The organism is Finegoldia sp. P3-F-LR (assembly GCF_052932165.1).
Genome location: NZ_JBRFJE010000015.1, coordinates 17,049 through 35,722, shown reverse-complemented (window position 1 = coordinate 35,722; position 18,674 = coordinate 17,049). Strand labels below are relative to the sequence as shown.

The following is an 18,674-nucleotide window of genomic DNA, read 5'->3' as shown; positions in this document are numbered from 1 at the left end:
CCACTGACTTTTTGAGGTGTGAAAATGATTTATTTCTGGGATTTAACAAATAAATGCAATTTAAACTGTAAATATTGTTATAACATTAAAATAAAGCATTTTAAAAATGCGTCAGACTCTATCGATAGTATTAATAAAATAATAGAAAATATAAAACCTAATTCACATGTACATCTTTTAGGTGGAGAGCCCACTCTTGCTAACAATTTTGATTACATATTAACTAAGTTGAATCAAAACAGAAACGAGATTTCTTTGGTAACTAATGCAACAAATATTAATGACAAGTTATTAGAATTATTAAAAGGAAATAATGTTAACTACGTAATTGTAAGTATTGATGGTTTTGATTCTACTTCTAATCGTTTACTAAGAAACATAAGAAATACAGATAAATATTATGAAAATATTAAGAAGTTGAACACTTATTGTTATGGAACAAAAATAATAGTGAATACAGTTATATCAAATTATAATTATAATGAGATTAGGTCGCTATTCAGTACCTACAATAAACTTAAGTTAACGTCAGTTACGTTTAATAGAGTAAGCGGAAATGATAAAGATTATTCATTAAGTAATAAGCAATGGATAGAAAGTATTTACAAAATTTCCGAAGAATCATTAAAATATGAACACATTAATATTCAAATAAATACTACCCCATTAATAATAGACTATTTAAACAATAAATATAATATCAATATGAATAAATACGTTTCTATTTGTCCTATATATGAAAACAGAGACATACTCTATATTAGAAATGATGGGAAGTCATTTTTGTGTACTGATTGGGAGAAACTAGATAAATTATTTAAAGAGAAAAATATGGAAATTTTAAGTGAGAGTTTAGATAAATATAGACTTAAATTATTAGAAAGTAAACCAATAAAAAATTACAAGAATTGCTACTGTTCATCTTGTATCTTCTCTAATAGGTGCAAAAAGTGTCCATTAGAAGATTCATCATATGAAGATATAAATGATTGTTATGAGCTACTTAGCAGTTGGCAAAATAATTTCAATATAAAATTGAAACACGGCACAATAAAATTGAATGAAGGTATAAAAGAAGAGAAAGTAAATGGTACATATAAAATTTTTGATAATGAAGATGGATTAATTGCTCATTTTAAAATTAGTATATTAGAACTTATACATAGGATAAATCAAAACAAACATATTAATGATAGTATGGTATGTTTATTATTCTATTTGTTTTACAAAGGGGTATTAATATATGAAATTAATTGACGAAATAAAAAATCAGTTTATTAACCAATCAGAAGCATTTAAAACAATATCGTACTTGCAAGTTCATTTAACATCTAGATGTGAAGAATCATGCGAGCATTGTTACTTAAAGGATAAATATAGAAACCTAGATATTAAATATACAGAAATTTCAAATTTTATTAATCAATTTGTGAAAATATCACAAAAAAATAATAGGAAACTATATATTTCGTTTACAGGCGGGGACCCATTACTTTATCCTAAATTTGAGTCAATTATTAGTGAATATTCAGCGAAAGGTATAAATGTTTCGATTAAAGGAAATCCAACATTAATTAACGGTAATCTAGTAAAAAATCTAAAAAAATTAAATATTGCTAAATACCATTTAAGCCTAGATGGATTGGAAAATATACATGACTCAATAAGAAGTAACGGAAGTTTCAAGACAACACTAAATGCAATAGATACATTACATCAGGAAAATATTCCAGTCTTAATTAAATATACACTCAGTAAAAAAAATTATGTAGATATATTTAATTCTATGAAATTAATGAGTGAAAAGGGTGTTGAATATTTTGATTTTGCTAGACTTGCTCCATTAGATCAAAGTAGTGAATTTTATATATCGCCAACAGAATATAAAAACCTACTATCAAATATTTTAAGTTATTACATACAATTATTAAAAACAGGTAGTAAAATGAGATTATTATTTAGAGATCACTTGTGGAATCTTTTATTCTACGAAATGGGGATAATAAATGATATTCATACGATTTCTGGTTGTAGCATGCTGAATCCATACTGCTTTGTTATTAATTACGATGCTAATGTATATAAATGTGCAAAAGTCAGAAATATTTTATTGGGGAATATTTACAGAGATAGCTTGCATGATATTCTTATTAATCAAGAAGATAGTGGGGTATTAAAAAGAGAATATTACGAAGGGTGTAAATCATGCAAGTTGTTTTTAATATGTAGAGGTTGTTGTGCGACATGTAATGCAGTTAACATGAGAGATAGTCAGTGCTGGAGAGAAATATGATAAAGGATAAAAATTTTAAAAATCTATTTATAGCAAATATAATATCAAGTGCAGGAGATGTGTTTCAAGATTTTGCGATAATGTGGTATGTATTAAACAGAACAAATAGCACAATTTGGGCATCATTGAGTTTAGTTTTGAATTTTTTGCCTAAGATAATTTTTGGTACATATGCTGGAGTATTAGCAGATAGCAAAAACAAAAAGAATATTATAATTAAAGCAGATATACTAAATGGGATCTTTTGTATATTATTGATGATTAGTGTAATAGAAAACTTAGCGATACCATATATACTCATAATTACTTTTATAATGAGTAGCTTGGATATTATCACTCAAACTTCTGAAATGTCTTTCTTGCCTGAATTGATTAATGAAGATAATCTTCTAAGAGCTAATTCATTCATGAATGGTACTGAAAGTATGGTATCTATAGTTGGACCTGGATTAGCAGGGTTATTATACGCACTAATGGGTGCTAAATATTTATTTTTGTTTAATGGAGTTTCTTTTTTTGTTGCTTGCATTTTTATGAAGATGATAAAGTATACTTTTATTAACAAAAAAAACGAAAGTTTGGGAGTGGAAGGATTATCTAAACAAAAGTCTGATTATTTACAAGGATTTAAAGAAATATTTAGAGATTCAAATTTAAGAACTTTTTGTATTTTTGGAGGAGGAATAATTAATTTTTTTATATCACCTACAACAATATATATATCAAAATATATATTAAATCAAAATATTAGTCAAGGTATATTATTTGGTATGCTAACATCGGCAATCGCACTAGGAACACTACTTTCTTCTTTGTTTTTAAGTAATTTTAAGAAGGAAGTAGATGAAAAAAAGATTATAGTCTTAGGGTTTTTCGGAGAAGCTATAACTATGTTTATGTTTGCAAAATTTTCAAATTATGTATATAACTTGATATGTATTATACTTCTAGGCTTTAGCATGGGTGTCATTGGAATTAATCTTCAGACATATATTCAAAGAGTTGTTTCACTGGAAGTTTTAGGACGAAGCATGTCTACTATTATGTTGGTTTCAAATATAGCTGTGCCTTTGGGTTTGCTTAGTGCAGGAATAGTGACTGAAAAGTTTCAATTAAGTTCTATCACGTCATTTATCGGCGTAAGTATGTTCATCATTTCGTTAATAGTTCTATATAGAATAAAAACAAATTCAAATTAAATTGAAAATAAAAATTAATGGTTTAAAACAGTCCACTAGGTTGTAAAATCTGGTGGATTTTTTTGAACGAAAATATTTAAAATGTATGTTATTTGTATGTTATTTATGATAAAATAATGTTGAAGGAGATGGTATTATGGCACAAACAAATATTAATATAAGAATGGATGAAAATCTAAAAAAACAATTTGATTCATTTTGTTCAGAAGTTGGAATGAGTATGTCCACAGCTTTTAATATCTTCGCAAGAACAGTTGTCAGACAAAGAAAAATTCCTTTTGAAATATCTACAGAAAAAGATCCGTTTTACAGCGCTGAAAACATAGAAAGATTAAAAAAATCTATAGAACAAATGGAAAAAACAGGCGGGACTATTCATGAGGTAAACAACAAATAACCTCCAATTATTACAATATGTCAAATAGTGAATAAATTGACGATTTTTGTGGTAAATATTGTATAAGAAGGAGAGTAGACTATGCAAAAAGAAGAAATAAAAGAAGCTATTGATGTGTGCGATGATTTGGTGATAAAACTTGAAGATGTACTTAACGATTTGAAATCGGCGAAAAACTGGGCGATGGCAGATTTTATATTTGGCGATGGTATGATTGGCTTTTTCAAGAGAAGCAAAATGGAAAAAGCTCAAAGCAAACTTCACTTAATCGAAAATCTTTCACTTAGATTAAAAAAAGAATTGTCGGACATTCACGTGGAATTGGAAGATTTCGGTGATTTGTATTCAATGAGAGATTTTATGTTAGACATTGTGTTCGACAATCCATTTACAGATTGGAGAATAAGAAAAGAAATCAACCAAGTGTACGATTCAACGTATGAATACTTGGAAAATATTGAAATGTTGAGAGATAACTTAACAAAAGAATACAATAAATTGTAAAAATATTTTGGAATAGGTGTTTAAGTTTAATAAAAAGGTTTTCAAAAAAAGGAGGAGTATCATGAAAAATGATAAGAAATTTACAATTGTGGCAATACTTTTTGCAATATCACTTGTGTGCAATGCGTATTTTTTAACTAACATGACAAAGGCTGACGATGCTGACACTCATAGAATAATTGAAAGATACGTCAAGGAAAATCCCGAAAAAGAAGACGATACTTTAATTAAAGCTACATTAGAAAAGTTTGCCAAGGACGAAGAACATTTGGTATTGACTCAAGATGGCAAAGACGTAACCAAAAAACACGAAGATAAGCTGTTGGAATTCAACAAAAACCAAGACTACAAAGCAGCAAAAGAATACGTCCTCAATGAAAACATATCAATCGGTTATTCAGATGACAATATAAAATAACAAACAAAAATAGCAGCCACGGCTGCTATTTTACTTTACTACGACTTGTACTCCTTTGAGTATGTCGAATGTTTCTTTGTTTAGTTTTTCATCGAAGCTATCAGTCAAGTTTTTATCGACTATTACTGTTGCTTCTGGGTTGAATGTTTTCGCCAATATTGCGTTGGAAAGTATGCAGATGTTGGATACAAGTCCACACAATTCTATTTCTGAGAATTGGTGTTCTTTTAAGTAATCACAAAGTTCAATGCTACCAAATGTTGGTTTTTCGATTAATATGTCTTCTTTTTCTACTAATTCTGCTACTTTTCCGTACAATTTGTGTCCGTTACTTCCTTTTAGACAGTGTTCTACTGGAAGGAATTTGCCTTCTTGTGTGTTCAAATAATTTTCTTCGTGAGTATCGAATGTGAAGATGATTTGTTCATTGTCTTCTCTTGCTTTTTTGATTCTGTCAGAGATTTTGTCTTCAAGTTTGTTTGCATCGTCAAATCCCAAAGCTCCGTCTACGAAATCATTTTGAAAGTCTACTACGATTAAAAGTTTATCCATTTATGTCACTCCTTTAAGTTATTATATCTCAAATACAAAATTTTTTACAATAAGTGTTTAAATTATCAAAAGATTGGTATATAATCATAAAGGTTAGGAAAATAAAATTAAACAATCAATCGGCAGAAAAATAATGTTTGGTTGATTTTTATGAAGGAGAAAATATGGATAAAATATATATAACTGGTCACAAAAACCCTGATACAGATTCTATCTGTGCGGCGTTATCTTATCAAGAATTGAAGAAAAGAACTGGAGAAGAGAACGTCGAAGCGATAAGACTTGGCGATGTCAACAGAGAAACTCAATTCGTGTTGGATTATTTTGGAGTGGATGCACCTACTTTCAAGGACTCAATGAAGCCACAAGTCAAAGATTTGAGCATTGATGTGGCAACATGCGTGTCCCAAAACGCGAGCCTTTACAAAGCGACTAATATTATGCAAGAAAAAAATGTCGCAAGTTTGCCAGTAATCGACATCGAAGAAAGACTTCTTGGGGTTGTGTCAATTTCTGACATCACAAAATGTTACATGGAAGTGTGGGACGATCAAATCCTTCACCACTCAGAAACTCCTGTGGAAAATATCATCGATGTTTTGAGCGCAAATATTTTGAATATTCCAGCAGAAGACAGAGCGTTATCCGGGAAAATGGTCGTAGGAGCGATGGATCCGAAACAAATGGCGAAGTATTTGGAAGAAAACGACATCGTGATTTTAGGTAACAGAGAAGACTCACAAATAGATGCGATAGATAAGAATGTGTCCATGATTATACTTACTGGTGGCAATAAATTATCAGATGAATTGATAGAAAAAGCAAAACAAAAGGACATTATCGTTATATCTACGGAATTCCAAACATACATGGCAGCACGTCTTCTTCCACAATCTGTGCCTGTAAATTACGTCATGACAAGAGATGATGTGGTTAATTTCACATTGACAGACACTGTTGAAGATGTGAAAAACACAATGTCCAAGACAAGATACAGATCATATCCAGTAGTTGACAATCAAAACAAAGTTGTGGGAAATATTTCCAGATATCACGTTATCAATGAAGAAAAGAAGAAGCTAATCTTGGTGGATCACAACGAAAGAAACCAATCAGTTGATGATATGGAATGCTGCGACATCACAGAAATCATCGACCACCACAGAGTTGCAAATGTAGCTACACAAAACCCAGTTTATTTCAGAAACGAACCTGTTGGATCAACTTGTACAATTCTTTCCAAAATGTTCTTGGAAAAAGGAATTGTTCCTACAAGACAAACTGCGGGATTGTTGTGTTCAGCGATAATTTCCGACACATTATTGTTCAGATCACCAACTGCAACTGAAACAGATAGAATGATTTTGGATAGAATGGCAAAAATTGCCAACATCAACCCAGAAGAATTTGCGATGGAAATGTTCAAAGCTGGAACATCTTTAGAAGGAAAATCACCAGCAGATTTGTTAAACACTGATGTGAAGACATTCAACATCGAATCATACACTTGTAGAGTCGCACAAATCTTCTCAATGGATTTGGATAATCTTGGCAAAATCAAAGACAGTTTACTTGAAGAAATGAACAAAATTAGAAACGACAAGAAAGAAGCTACATTTGTACTAATTCTTACAGATATCTTTAGAGAAGAAAGCGAAGTTTTGGTTTCTGGAATGTTCCAAGAACAATTAGCAGGGGCCTTCGATACTAAAATCGACAACAATTCATTCTTGGCAAAGGGACTTCTTTCAAGAAAAAAACAAATGATCCCAAAACTTAACCAAGCTGTGTTAAAATATATCCAAGAGAATTAATTTGAAAGGGAGAGATAAATTGAAAATTACAATTTTAGGGGCAGGAGCAATGGGTTGTATGCTTGCAAAAGCAATCGAATCTCCTGGTAACGAAGTCAATTTAGTAGATCCATACGAAGCTCACATGGAAAAAATTAGAAAAGATGGAATCAGAATTATCGACAGAACTGGCGGCGAAAGCACAGTAAAAGTAACATCTGCAAACACATCTTCAAAAGAGTTGGAAGTTCAAGATGTCGTTGTAATTCTTGTAAAAGGATACGACACAGAAAAGATTTTGACTGAAAATATGAACATCGTAGGCGACAAAACAGTCGTAATGACACTTCAAAATGGTATCGGCAACGTCGACATATTGAAAAAGTACATCAAAGAAGAAAACATCGCACAAGGAATTATGTTCATCTCTGCATCTATCGAAGAACCAGGAGTTATCAGTGCAGGATACGACAGCGACAAAACCAACGTAATATTTGGCGCTATCAATGAAAACCACGACGATAAATTGTTCCACGAAATCGAAAAAACATTCAGCATGAACGACATCAAAACAGAACTAAACCCAGATGTAGACAGAATTATGTGGAGAAAATTATACATCAACGCAATCTACAACCTACCTTGCGCAGTAATGCATTTGTCCACAAAATACACTAGAACTGACGAAAATTCCGTAGCAATTTTAAAAGCTATCTCAGACGAATTCATAGCAGTTACTGACAAATTGGGCTACGACTTCGATGGCGACAAACTTTTCAGAAAATACGTCACAGATGCGTTTGAAGAATACGGAGACATATTGCCATCTGCAGCACAAGATACACAAAAACACAGAAAAACAGAAGCAGAATTCTTGAACGGAGCAATCGTAAGACAAGCGAAAAAACTTGGACTTGAAGCACCAGTTAATGAAACAATCTACAGATTAGCAATGGTTCAAATGAACAACTACGAAAATATGTTTAGTTTGTAAAATAAAATACGACAATTATTGCCACCAATAATTTTGGAATTTATCCAATTTTATTGGTGGTTTTTGTTTGCTAAAATAAAAAAGCAAATAAAAGGACATTAAATTTATTTTACAAAAGTATTGCGTTTTTTAAGAAATTTTTTTATAATAAAAAGCGATACTGATAATCAAAACCATTTATGAGCTGATGAATAGTTCATAAGTTGGAAAATATTAGTATAAATTTCTTATAGAAAGGAAAAATATGGATAGAGATAAATTAAAAAAATATTTATCTTTTACTCTTGCTACATTAGTAACAGTTGCGATGGCGTTTTCTATTATTTCTTATAATAAAAAACACAAGATAAATTACGCTACAAACAACAAAACACAAATAGCATCTGGTAGTAATGTAGAGGGATTAAAGGACGGAGAATACGAAGGAAATAGCCAGGGATACGGTGGAGATTTCAAGGTCAAAATTAAAATAAAAAATGGAGAATTGTCGGCGATTAATGTCGTAACAAACAATGAAACACCTGAATATTACGAAAAAGCATCTGTAATTATTGCGCAGATTTTGGAAAAAGGAAACACCGATGTGGACTCGATTTCGGGAGCGACGATTTCATCTGAAGCGATCAAAAATGCTGTAAGAGATGGACTACATAAAGCTGGTTCAAAAAAAGAAACACCAAAACTAGCACAAAAAACACAAAAATCAAACACACCAAATGTAGTCACAAAAGGACTAAAAGATGGAGTGTACGAAGCAAGTTCCAATGGTTATGGTGGAAGATTATCGGTAAGAGTCACAGTAACAAATGGAAAATTGACAAATATTGATGTGATTTCAAATAACGAAACGCCGTCGTATTTTAACAGAGCATCTTCTGTGATCGACAGAATTCTAAGCACAGGAAGTGTGAATGTGGATTCTGTTGCAGGAGCGACGATATCTTCAAACGCAATCAAACAAGCAGTATCCAAAGCGTTAGCACAAGCAGGTTCCAAAGAAAAAGCGAAGATTTCAAAAGTAAATCCAAACGCAAAATCAGGTAAGAAAAGCATCAGAAATCTTGTCGGAAAAATTTCCGTAGGAAGCAAACAAATAAAAGATGGTCAGTACATAGGAACCGCACAAGGTTTCAACGGGCCAATCAAAGTAAGAGTTACAGTAAAAGAAGGATCCATTGCGAAAATAGAAATATTATCTCATCACGATGATAATCCATATTTCCAAAGAGCTTCTCGTATAATTTCGAAAATTCTTGGAAAACCAGGGAAATCAGTGGATACAGTATCACAAGCGACATATTCAAGCAGAGGAATTATCAACGCGGTGAATAATGCTCTGTCAAAAGCAGGAGTAGCGCCAAACATATCAAAGGAAAAATCAAAAAATTCTAAAGAAAAATCTTCAGGAAATAAAAACCAAGAAAAAGAAAATAACAAAAAACAAAACAACCCAGAAAATAATTCAAAAACGAATAACAGCAGTAAAATAAATTACGCAAAACTAAAAGACGGTCAATTCACAGGAGTTGCACAAGGATTCAGTGGGCCAATAACAGTTAGAGTTACAATAGCCAATGGATCAATTACAAATGTAGAAATATTATCTCATAGTGATGATGCACCATATTTTGCAAAAGCAATGGCTGTAGTTTCAAGAATTCTTGGAAAACCTGGAAAAACGGTGGACACGGTATCACAGGCGACATATTCAAGTAGAGGAATTATAAATGCAGTCAACAACGCATTGTCCAAAGCAGGAGTAGCGCCAAATATATCCAAGGAAAATTCAGCAGGAAATTCTAAAGAAAATTCTCAAGGAAATTCGGGTAACAAAAACGAAGAAAAACCACAAGACATTCCAGAAAAACCAGAAAATAATAACACAAACAGCAGCGGAAAAATAAATGATGCCAAACTAAAAGATGGTCAATTTACAGGAATCGCACAAGGATTCAATGGACCAATAACAGTTAAAGTTACAATAACTAACGGATTAATCTCTGGTGTGGAAATAATATCTCACAGTGATGATGCGCCGTATTTTGCAAAAGCAATGGCTGTTATTTCGAGAATTCTTGGAAAACCTGGAAAAACGGTGGACACAGTATCCACAGCGACATATTCAAGCAGAGGAATTATAGGTGCAGTCAACAATGCGTTATCCAAAGCAGGAGTCGCTCCAAACGAATCTAATCAAAAACCAGAAAAACCAGAAAAAGAAAACAACGAACAACCAGACAATAAACAACCGGAAAAAGAAAATCCGAATAATAACAAGAAAGATAATGACAAGAATGACCCACAAAAAATTGACGACGCGTTGAAAAAATACTACAACAATAATCCATTGAGAGATGGAGAGTATAGCGGATGGGGCATCGGTTACATCAACACAAGGAAAACTAAGACCTACATCAAAGTTGAAAATGGCGAAATATCTGACATCAAAGTAGGTCAAGATTCTGAATACGGAGACGATATGGGGCCATTTAGAAAAAAAGCTGAGAAAGTTTTGTCGTTCTTAAAAGGAAAAGAAGGACGACTCAATCTTGCAAAAATGGGATTATACCGCGAGTATTTCGAACAAATTAGAAACAGCAAAGATCCGAAATCAAAAGTAGAAGAATTATTTGGAAAACAATACAGCGTGCTTTTGAATGGACTTTCTGGAAACAACATTAAGACAGAATCTGATTTGACATTACTTTCGAGAACTGTAAAAGCATACATGTCAGACAAATACAACTCAAAAGAAATGTTTGACAGTATATCGGGTGCGACTGTGAGCGCAAGTGGAATCGCACAATCGACAAGAGAAGCGACAGCAAAATCGTCAAATGATTACAAGAATAATTCAGATGTCAAAGAAATCAAGATTATATCACCTAAAAACAAAACAATTGAAGTGAACAAAAACGATGCAGCAGATTTTTCTGAAATGAAGATTATTGTAATCAAAAAAGACGGTTCATCTGAAAAAATCGGCTGGACAGATTTTCAAGCAAATGGAATTTCAATTACAGATGACAAGGGCAACGCAATTACGAATGATTTGTCAAAATATTCCGATACGAACGTAATCAAAGCAAAAGTTGTTCACGAAAAATCATTGTCATACGATGAGTTCAGAATTCTAATCGGAAACTACAGCAAGGATTATATCGTAGGATTGGAATACAGCGTTGACGGAATCAAATGGTATAGATTGGAAAACGCATCAAAAGATTTTGAAAACACAAACAACATCGCAGACAGACAGACAATTGATGCGCCAATCTCATTTGAATTTTCAAAAGTAAAACTTCGCGCAGTATCGAAAAACAACAAAAGATACGAATATACAACATCGAACGCTGCAATCAACAACACTCAAGCGAACTATCATCTCGTATCGAAAGACAATCCGAACTTGCCAAGCGTAATATTTGTAACATTCAAATTGTCGGGAAATGAATCGGACAAGAAACTTGTCGAAGACAAAGAAAAAGAAAAACCACAAGAGAAAGAATCAGAAACAAAAGAAGAAATTGAAGTGGATCAAAAAGTAATCGACACAAGCTTGATGGATTCCAACGGACAAAAATGGATCGAAGGAAAACCAATCAGACCAGCGACAGTGACAAGCTTGGACAAAGATGCGAAGATAATAGCTCAAATAGACGGATTGCCACAAGGATTATCATTTGACGGAACGACGATAACAGGAACACCACAAGTAAGCACAGAAGGATGGCCGGAAGATGGAAGTGGATTTAAAACAATAACACTAAAATTAAAAGCCGAAAAAAATGGCAAAATATTAGTGAGAACATTGACATACTGGTTGTATCGAGACAAAGATCGTGACGGAATATCAGATGACGACGATGTAGATAACGGAGAAAAATTCACACCACAAAGAAATGGAGCGTCACCAATAATAGTCAACGGAACAAAACCAACCCTAGAAGATTACAAAGCGAAATTCTCCAACATCCCACAAGATGGATCGGTAGAAGTAACACTTGAAAAAGAACCTGATTATACAAAAGTAAGTGAACTTCCACAAAGAGTTAATCTGCTATTCAGAGTCAAAGGGACAAAAGAAGTTGGAAAAAGCTATATAATGGTAATAGTGAAAAAACCAGTCGACAAAAAAGCTGAACAAGAATCAAAAGAAGAAATCCCTGTTGATCAAAAAGTAATTGACACTAGCTTGATGGATTCCAACGGACAAAAATGGATCGAAGGGAAACCAATCAGACCGGCGACAGTTACAAGTTTGGACAAAGATGCGAAAATAATCGCAAAAATAGATGGATTGCCACAAGGATTATCATTTGACGGAACGACAATAACAGGAACACCACAAATAAGTGCAGAAGGCTGGCCGGAAGATGGAAGTGGATTCAAAACATTCACACTAAAATTAAAAGCCGAAAAAAATGGCAAAATATTAGTGAGAACATTGACATATTGGTTGTATCGTGACAAAGACCGTGACGGAATATCAGATGACGACGATGTAGATAACGGAGAAAAATTCACACCGCAAAGAAATGGAGCGTCACCAATAATAGTCAACGGAACAAGGCCTACAATAGAAGATTTCAAAAAGAAATTCTCCAACATTCCACAAGATGGATCGGTAGAAGTAACACTTGAAAAAGAGCCTGATTACACAAAAGTAGGACAATTTAGAGTTAACATAATATTTAAACTTAGAAAAACACAAGAAATATCAAAATCTTATGTGTTTATCAAAATCGAGAAACCTGTTGTAGAAGAAAAAGACAATGAAAAAGAACCTGTAGAAGATTATTCGGATAAAAAGTCAGAAAAGTCTCAACTACAAAACGAAGAAAGTGTAATAAAATCACAAAACTCCACACAGTCACAGCATTTATATTTGAAATCAAACAAGAAAAAAGATGACGACACAAAAATACATGATGAATCAATAGCAAATGTAAAAAACTTGAAGGAGGAGATTAGATGACTTTAATAGTAGGAATACTTTTCACTATAATTTTTTATAGCTTAACAGCCCAATCGATAAAAAAACATCCGGGGGCATATTATGTAGGAATGTATGCGTGGACGGGACTAGTTGTGTGTTATTACAACATGGATTACTACAGATATTTGCCAACTTGGTTCAACGATTATTTCATGAAAATATTCGCTAGAGGAATATTTGCAACGGCAACATTCATGATAGTAATGTTCTTAGGGACTGTTACAAAACACAATGATTTTACGAAAAAACTGATGAGCATTCGTGGAGAAATGTCTATCATAGGAAGTTTGCTGGTTATAAGCCACAACATAATATTTGGAATACACTATTTTCCAGTGCTATTCACAAATCCTTCATCCTTGCCAAAAAGAGAACTAATCGCATCAATAATAACAATATTTTTATTGTTGATGCTGATTCCACTTTTTGTGACATCATTCAAATCAGTTCGAAGAAAGATGAACGCAAAGAATTGGAAGAAACTTCAAAGAATGGCGTATCCTTTTTTCATTGGAATTTATGTGCATGTAATGGTGCTTTATTCAAATGATTGGAAAGCACACATCTCTGGAGTTATAATATATACGATTATTTTTGCAAGCTATGTTATATTGAGATTAAGAAAATCCATATATAAGAAGAAAAAATCACAAAAACAGAGATAATTTAGTTTGTTTGTATAATAATAATAATGATATAATGTAACTATCAAATAAGAAAGGAGCATATATCATGTCAGAAACAGAAATTTACGAAATTACGAGAAATTATGCTGTAGTCACAGCGGTATTTCTAATCCTCAGCGTTATCGGTATCTACTTATCATTAAAACGCAAAGACGATCATTTGCTAGGAATCGTAACAAGTGTATTTCAAATAGCAATATCATTTGCAATGCTGAGCATGAACTTCACAATAACTTTGCTACACGATGGAATGGGTGGAGATGACACAATGCTTGTGAATTTCTGCTTATACGGATGGTTATTGGCATTAGTATTGATGGGTATTAGCGTAATAATAACCATTAGAAATATCTTAAAACAACGCAAAAAACAAACAAAATTGAATTACTAAAACAACGGCCACCAACAATTGTTGGTGGTTTTTCCGTCTACAATTATACAGATTGATTATTACCTGTAAATATTATAAAATAAAATAAAAACAGGAGGGAATATATGAAAAACAAATTCAAATTAATCGTTTGCGTGAGCTTTATGTTGGTATTATTTGCAAGTTGCAACCAAAAGCAAGACCAACAAGCAAAAAAACCCACAGGAGTTGAATCCAAAAACGTAACCACAGAAGAAGACAAACAAAAGAAAATCGAAGAGTACGAACAAAACATCAAAGGCGTCAAGGAAATCAAAGTAGCAGAGCTTGATGAAGTGAGCGCCGGCAAGGAAATCACAGTGTATCTTGGAAGAAAAACTTGCCCAGATTGTCAAAAATTTTCAAAAGTATTCAAACCATTCGTATCCAAATATGAAATCTACTACATAGATAGCGTAGCTGGAATCAAAAAATCTCCAGAAGATTTGAAGAAATTCAGAACCGACAACAACCTCAAAACAGTCCCAGCAGTGTTCAGAGTTAAAGACGGGAAAATCACCGACAGAATCAACATCGACGACAAAGTGGGGACTACATCAGAAGAACTACAAAAGTTTTTTGATAAGAAATAAGGACAAGCCATAACGTTAGTTATGGCTTGTTGTATTTATTAGAATTGTTAGCTTACCATACTTCTTTTCCAATCATTCTTCCCCAATCAATATCTTCTTTTTAATATTTGCCATTAAAATCTTCAAACAAATCTTCAATATTCATTTCATCATCAGATGAATTTTCGATTATTAGTTTGTTACCCATAATTTTTAAATCCAAAATATCATCGTCTTTCCAATTTAAAACATACAAAATCGACATTGGAATTTGCAACACATGAGAATCTCCACACTTAGATAATTTGGTTTTCATAATTCCCCCTAAACGTTAAATTATTAATATATAGTATACGGATTTTTGCGATTTTTTCAACTACAATTATAAACATCGTAAAATAAAAATGGATTGTAGATTTTACTCTACAATCCGTTATTTTATTCCAAAACTATAAGAAGTTGGTCTGTGTCGATGGTGTCATTTTCTTTGATTAGGATTGATTTTACAATTCCTTCTGATTTGGATAGTATGTTTGTTTCCATTTTCATGGCTTCCACTACTACCAATGGGTCGTTTACTGATACTTTGTCGTTTTCTTTGACTAATACTTTTACGACTCTTCCTGGAATTGATGCTCCGATTTCTTTGTCGTTGTTAGGATCTGCTACTGATAGGTTGTCTTCTTCACGTTCTGTGATTTTTGCAGATTCATCGAACACTCTGACTTCACGTCTGTTTCCGTTGACTTCATAAGTGAAGTTTCTGTAGCCGTCTTTTTCCAATCTTCCTTTTTCGATAAGTTTGATGATGAGGATTTTGCCTTCTTCTATTGGGACTTCGACTGTTTCCTTCTCATTTATTCCTTCGAAGAATGTCGGAGTGTCCATGTAAGTGAAGTTGCCTTTTGTTTTTCTGTAGTCGATGTATTCTTCGAATACTTTTGGATAAAGTGCGTGTGATACGATGTCTTTTTCGTCGAATTCCATTTTGTATTTGTCTTCTAAATCTTTTTTGTCTTTTTCAAAATCAAATGGGTCGATGTAAAGTCCAGCTCTTTTTGTGATTGGCTTTTCATCTTTTAATACGATTTTTTGTAATTTTTCGTTGAATCCACCTTCAGGTTGTCCCATCATTCCTTTGAAGAATGATATTACAGAGTCTGGGTAGTCGAGGTTTTTGCCTTTTTCGTAGATGTTTTCTGGAGTGAGTCCATTTGCCACCATGAATATAGCCATGTCTCCGACCATTTTAGATGATGGTGTAACTTTGATGATGTCACCAAGCATGTCGTTGACTTTTTTGTACATTAATTTTACTTCGTCGAATTTTTCTCCAAGTCCGAACGATTCTACTTGTGGTTTGAGGTTGGAATATTGTCCACCAGGAATTTCGTAGCGATAAATTTCTGTTGTACCGCTTTTTAAATCGCTCTCAAATTGTGAGTAGTAGGAGCGAACGTCTTTGTAGTAGTTGCTGATTTTGTCACAGTTTGAAAGGCTGATTCCAGTTTGACGTGGAGTGTTTTCAAGAGCGGCTACTACTGAGTTGAGTGCAGGTTGGCTTGTGAGTGAACTCATTGAGTTAAAGCAAGTGTCCACTATGTCAACTCCAGATTCACAAGCGTTGATTATCGTAGCGACTCCGTTTCCTGTGGTGTCGTGTGTGTGCAAATGAATCGGAACAGAAATTTCGTTTTTCAATGCTGAAATTAGCTTCGTTGCGGCGTATGGTTTTAACAATGCGCTCATGTCTTTGATGGCTATAATATTTGCGCCGATGGATTCTAGTTCTTTTGCTTTTTTCACGTAATATTCTAGTGTGTATTTGTCTCTTGTTTCGTCCAAAATGTCACCTGTGTAGCAAAGTGTTGCTTCCAAGATTTTTCCTTCGTCAAGTACGCTATCGCACGCAAGTCTCATTCCGTCGATGTAGTTGAGTGAATCGAACACTCTGAACACGTCGATTCCATTTTGCGCAGCTTTTTGTACAAATTTTACCACGACATTATCTGGATAATTTTTGTATCCTACGGTGTTGTTTCCACGAAGTAACATTTGGAATAAAATGTTCGGAATTCTTTTGCGAAGTTCTTGTAGTCTAATCCAAGGATCTTCCTTCAAAAATCTATAGCTTACGTCAAATGTTGCGCCGCCCCACATTTCCAAACTGAACAAGTCCTTCATCAATTCATTGGTAGCTTCTGCGATAGGAAGCATATCTCTTGTTCTCATTCGTGTCGCCATCAATGATTGGTGCGCATCTCTTAGGGTTGTGTCTGTGATTAGAAGTTTATCTTGGTTCAAAATCCAATCGCTAAGTCCCTTGGCGCCTTTTTCTTCGAAAATATCTTTGGTTCCTGTAGAATTTGTCTTGGTAAATTCTGGAATTTGTGGAGTATTGTATTCTTTTTTCTCACCTCTGATAGAGCGTTCGCTGATGAAATTCAACACTTTAAGCTCTTTATCAGTCGATGGTTTGATGTCGAAAAGTTCAGGATTTTTGGAGATGAATCCCGTGTCACAAGTTCCCTTGTGGAATTCTTCAGTATTCAAAACGTTGATGATGAAGCCGATGTTTGTCTTCACGCCGCTGATTTTAGTTTCTCTCAAAGCACGGATTGCTTTGTTGATTGTGTCGTTGAAAGTTCTGGAGAACGCAGTGATTTTAACCAAAAGCGAATCGTAATATGGTGTGATAACTGAGCCTGTGAATCCATTTCCACCGTCAAGTCGCACTCCGAATCCGGAACTTGTACGATACAAATCAATCTTACCAGTGTCAGGCATGAAATTATTCGCAGGATCTTCTGTCGTGATACGGCATTGGATCGCGTAACCATTGCAGTGAACATCATCTTGTGAATAAATTCCTATCTCATCTGAGTCAAAACTCTTGCCGTCTGCAATTAAAATTTGCGTTTGAACGATATCAATTCCTGTGATAAGTTCACTAACTGTGTGTTCTACTTGAACTCTTGGGTTTACTTCGATAAAATAATGGTTTTCGTCTTCGTCCACCAAGAACTCCACAGTACCGGCGTTTGTGTAGCCAACTTCTTTGCAGATTTTGATGGCGTCGTTGTGAAGTTCGTTCTTCGTCTTTTCAGAAATTGAAAATGCAGGAGCAAATTCCACAACTTTTTGGTGACGTCTTTGAATGGAACAATCCCTCTCATATAAATGAAGAATATTTCCATGATTGTCGGCAATGATTTGAACCTCAATGTGTTTTGGGTTGCGGATGTATTTTTCGATAAACATATCGTCTGAGCCGAAAGCCTTCTTGGATTCGTTTTGTGCGCTGACAAAAGAACTCAACAAATCAGATTCTTTTTCGACAATTCTCATTCCACGTCCGCCGCCACCAGCACAAGCTTTTACCATAACTGGATAGCCGATTTGGTTTGCGATTTCCAACGCTTCGTTTTTGTTTCTGATAGGAGTTTCCACGCCCTCGATAGTTTGTACGCCAGCTTTCTTGGCAACTAACTTCGATTGGACCTTGTCACCTAAACTATGTAGAACTGATTCGTCAGGACCCACGAAAATTATTCCGTTTTCCTTGCAACGTCTCGCAAATTCTGCATTTTCACTCAAAAATCCATAACCAGGATGAATCGCATCGCAGTGTTTGGATTTGGCAATCGCAATGATTTTTTCGATATCTAAATAACTCGACAACGGAGATGCCGCATCCTTTATCAAATACGATTCGTCAGCCTTAGTTCTGAAAAGGGAAGTCTTGTCCTCTTCGCTATAAATCGCAACGCTTCTTATTCCAAGCTCACTACAAGCTCTGAAAATTCTTATAGCAATCTCGCCACGGTTTGCCACAAGAAGTTTTTTTATTTTATCCAT

15 protein-coding genes are annotated in these 18,674 nt (G+C 33.8%); 12 read left to right on the top strand and 3 right to left on the bottom strand.

What is annotated here, in order from left to right:
• The first annotated feature begins 24 nt into the window (after nucleotides 1-24).
• The 6 genes from ACU68U_RS06690 (at nucleotide 25) to ACU68U_RS06665 (ending at nucleotide 4,811) form a co-directional block, all read left to right on the top strand.
• Nucleotides 25-1,257: a radical SAM protein gene (locus ACU68U_RS06690; protein ID WP_154272735.1), complete on the top strand. Its 1,233-nt coding sequence runs from the start codon at nucleotides 25-27 to the stop codon at nucleotides 1,255-1,257.
• Nucleotides 1,244-2,293: a radical SAM/SPASM domain-containing protein gene (locus ACU68U_RS06685; RefSeq protein ID WP_154272734.1), complete on the top strand. Its 1,050-nt coding sequence runs from the start codon at nucleotides 1,244-1,246 to the stop codon at nucleotides 2,291-2,293. Before ACU68U_RS06690 ends, ACU68U_RS06685 begins: the two co-directional genes overlap by 14 nt.
• Complete coding sequence (locus tag ACU68U_RS06680) at nucleotides 2,290-3,492, top strand: MFS transporter (protein ID WP_154272733.1); 1,203 nt, start codon at nucleotides 2,290-2,292, stop codon at nucleotides 3,490-3,492. The genes ACU68U_RS06685 and ACU68U_RS06680 overlap by 4 nt, the downstream gene beginning before the upstream one ends.
• A 136-nt stretch (nucleotides 3,493-3,628) precedes the next feature.
• Nucleotides 3,629-3,889 (top strand): type II toxin-antitoxin system RelB/DinJ family antitoxin, encoded by a 261-nt coding sequence (locus ACU68U_RS06675; RefSeq protein ID WP_012291209.1) that lies wholly within the window; start codon nucleotides 3,629-3,631, stop codon nucleotides 3,887-3,889.
• A gap of 81 nt (nucleotides 3,890-3,970) precedes the next feature.
• Nucleotides 3,971-4,393: a hypothetical protein gene (locus ACU68U_RS06670; RefSeq protein WP_446762994.1), complete on the top strand. Its 423-nt coding sequence runs from the start codon at nucleotides 3,971-3,973 to the stop codon at nucleotides 4,391-4,393.
• Between the two features lie 61 nt (nucleotides 4,394-4,454).
• Entirely contained in the window at nucleotides 4,455-4,811 is a 357-nt protein-coding gene (locus ACU68U_RS06665) for a hypothetical protein (RefSeq protein WP_154272731.1), read from the top strand.
• Between the two features lie 30 nt (nucleotides 4,812-4,841).
• Here ACU68U_RS06665 and ACU68U_RS06660 read toward each other — a convergent pair whose 3' ends face one another.
• Nucleotides 4,842-5,363, bottom strand: a complete 522-nt coding sequence (locus ACU68U_RS06660) for a cysteine hydrolase family protein (RefSeq protein ID WP_316450319.1) — start codon at nucleotides 5,361-5,363, stop codon at nucleotides 4,842-4,844.
• 164 nt (nucleotides 5,364-5,527) lie between these two features.
• Between ACU68U_RS06660 and ACU68U_RS06655 the strand changes: the two genes are divergently transcribed.
• The 6 genes from ACU68U_RS06655 to ACU68U_RS06630 all read left to right on the top strand — a co-directional run bounded on the left by ACU68U_RS06655 (nucleotide 5,528) and on the right by ACU68U_RS06630 (nucleotide 14,837).
• A complete protein-coding gene (locus ACU68U_RS06655) occupies nucleotides 5,528-7,177 on the top strand; it encodes a putative manganese-dependent inorganic diphosphatase (protein WP_094207789.1) in 1,650 nt (549 codons plus the stop codon).
• A gap of 19 nt (nucleotides 7,178-7,196) precedes the next feature.
• Nucleotides 7,197-8,150, top strand: coding sequence for a ketopantoate reductase family protein (locus tag ACU68U_RS06650; RefSeq protein ID WP_446762993.1), 954 nt, complete (start codon nucleotides 7,197-7,199; stop codon nucleotides 8,148-8,150).
• Between the two features lie 244 nt (nucleotides 8,151-8,394).
• Nucleotides 8,395-13,128 carry an FMN-binding protein gene (locus ACU68U_RS06645; RefSeq protein ID WP_446762992.1) on the top strand — a complete coding sequence of 1,578 codons (4,734 nt, stop codon included), beginning with the start codon at nucleotides 8,395-8,397 and terminating at the stop codon, nucleotides 13,126-13,128.
• A complete protein-coding gene (locus ACU68U_RS06640; protein ID WP_316516014.1) occupies nucleotides 13,125-13,814 on the top strand; it encodes a hypothetical protein in 690 nt (229 codons plus the stop codon). The genes ACU68U_RS06645 and ACU68U_RS06640 overlap by 4 nt, the downstream gene beginning before the upstream one ends.
• A gap of 67 nt (nucleotides 13,815-13,881) precedes the next feature.
• Nucleotides 13,882-14,226: a hypothetical protein gene (locus ACU68U_RS06635; RefSeq protein ID WP_094206441.1), complete on the top strand. Its 345-nt coding sequence runs from the start codon at nucleotides 13,882-13,884 to the stop codon at nucleotides 14,224-14,226.
• A 104-nt stretch (nucleotides 14,227-14,330) separates the two neighbouring features.
• Nucleotides 14,331-14,837, top strand: coding sequence for a thiol reductase thioredoxin (locus tag ACU68U_RS06630; protein WP_446762991.1), 507 nt, complete (start codon nucleotides 14,331-14,333; stop codon nucleotides 14,835-14,837).
• Nucleotides 14,838-14,937: 100 nt separating this feature from the next.
• Here the strand turns inward: ACU68U_RS06630 and ACU68U_RS06625 are convergent, their stop codons facing one another.
• Both ACU68U_RS06625 and ACU68U_RS06620 read right to left on the bottom strand, forming a co-directional pair.
• Entirely contained in the window at nucleotides 14,938-15,132 is a 195-nt protein-coding gene (locus ACU68U_RS06625) for an AbrB/MazE/SpoVT family DNA-binding domain-containing protein (RefSeq protein ID WP_446762990.1), read from the bottom strand.
• Nucleotides 15,133-15,254: 122 nt separating this feature from the next.
• The gene (locus ACU68U_RS06620; protein ID WP_446762989.1) at nucleotides 15,255-18,674 is read right to left on the bottom strand and encodes a pyruvate carboxylase; all 3,420 of its coding nucleotides are present in this window, start codon (nucleotides 18,672-18,674) and stop codon (nucleotides 15,255-15,257) included.

Excerpts from the sequence above, each read along its gene's own strand:
- ACU68U_RS06690 (WP_154272735.1), top strand. The coding sequence starts at position 25 with ATGATTTATTTCTGGGATTTAACAAATAAATGCAATTTAAACTGTAAA.
- ACU68U_RS06685 (WP_154272734.1), top strand. The coding sequence starts at position 1,244 with ATGAAATTAATTGACGAAATAAAAAATCAGTTTATTAACCAATCAGAA.
- ACU68U_RS06680 (WP_154272733.1), top strand. The coding sequence starts at position 2,290 with ATGATAAAGGATAAAAATTTTAAAAATCTATTTATAGCAAATATAATA.
- ACU68U_RS06675 (WP_012291209.1), top strand. The coding sequence starts at position 3,629 with ATGGCACAAACAAATATTAATATAAGAATGGATGAAAATCTAAAAAAA.
- ACU68U_RS06670 (WP_446762994.1), top strand. The coding sequence starts at position 3,971 with ATGCAAAAAGAAGAAATAAAAGAAGCTATTGATGTGTGCGATGATTTG.
- ACU68U_RS06665 (WP_154272731.1), top strand. The coding sequence starts at position 4,455 with ATGAAAAATGATAAGAAATTTACAATTGTGGCAATACTTTTTGCAATA.
- ACU68U_RS06660 (WP_316450319.1), bottom strand. The coding sequence starts at position 5,363 with ATGGATAAACTTTTAATCGTAGTAGACTTTCAAAATGATTTCGTAGAC.
- ACU68U_RS06655 (WP_094207789.1), top strand. The coding sequence starts at position 5,528 with ATGGATAAAATATATATAACTGGTCACAAAAACCCTGATACAGATTCT.
- ACU68U_RS06645 (WP_446762992.1), top strand. The coding sequence starts at position 8,395 with ATGGATAGAGATAAATTAAAAAAATATTTATCTTTTACTCTTGCTACA.
- ACU68U_RS06640 (WP_316516014.1), top strand. The coding sequence starts at position 13,125 with ATGACTTTAATAGTAGGAATACTTTTCACTATAATTTTTTATAGCTTA.
- ACU68U_RS06635 (WP_094206441.1), top strand. The coding sequence starts at position 13,882 with ATGTCAGAAACAGAAATTTACGAAATTACGAGAAATTATGCTGTAGTC.
- ACU68U_RS06630 (WP_446762991.1), top strand. The coding sequence starts at position 14,331 with ATGAAAAACAAATTCAAATTAATCGTTTGCGTGAGCTTTATGTTGGTA.
- ACU68U_RS06625 (WP_446762990.1), bottom strand. The coding sequence starts at position 15,132 with ATGAAAACCAAATTATCTAAGTGTGGAGATTCTCATGTGTTGCAAATT.
- ACU68U_RS06620 (WP_446762989.1), bottom strand. The coding sequence starts at position 18,674 with ATGGATAAAATAAAAAAACTTCTTGTGGCAAACCGTGGCGAGATTGCT.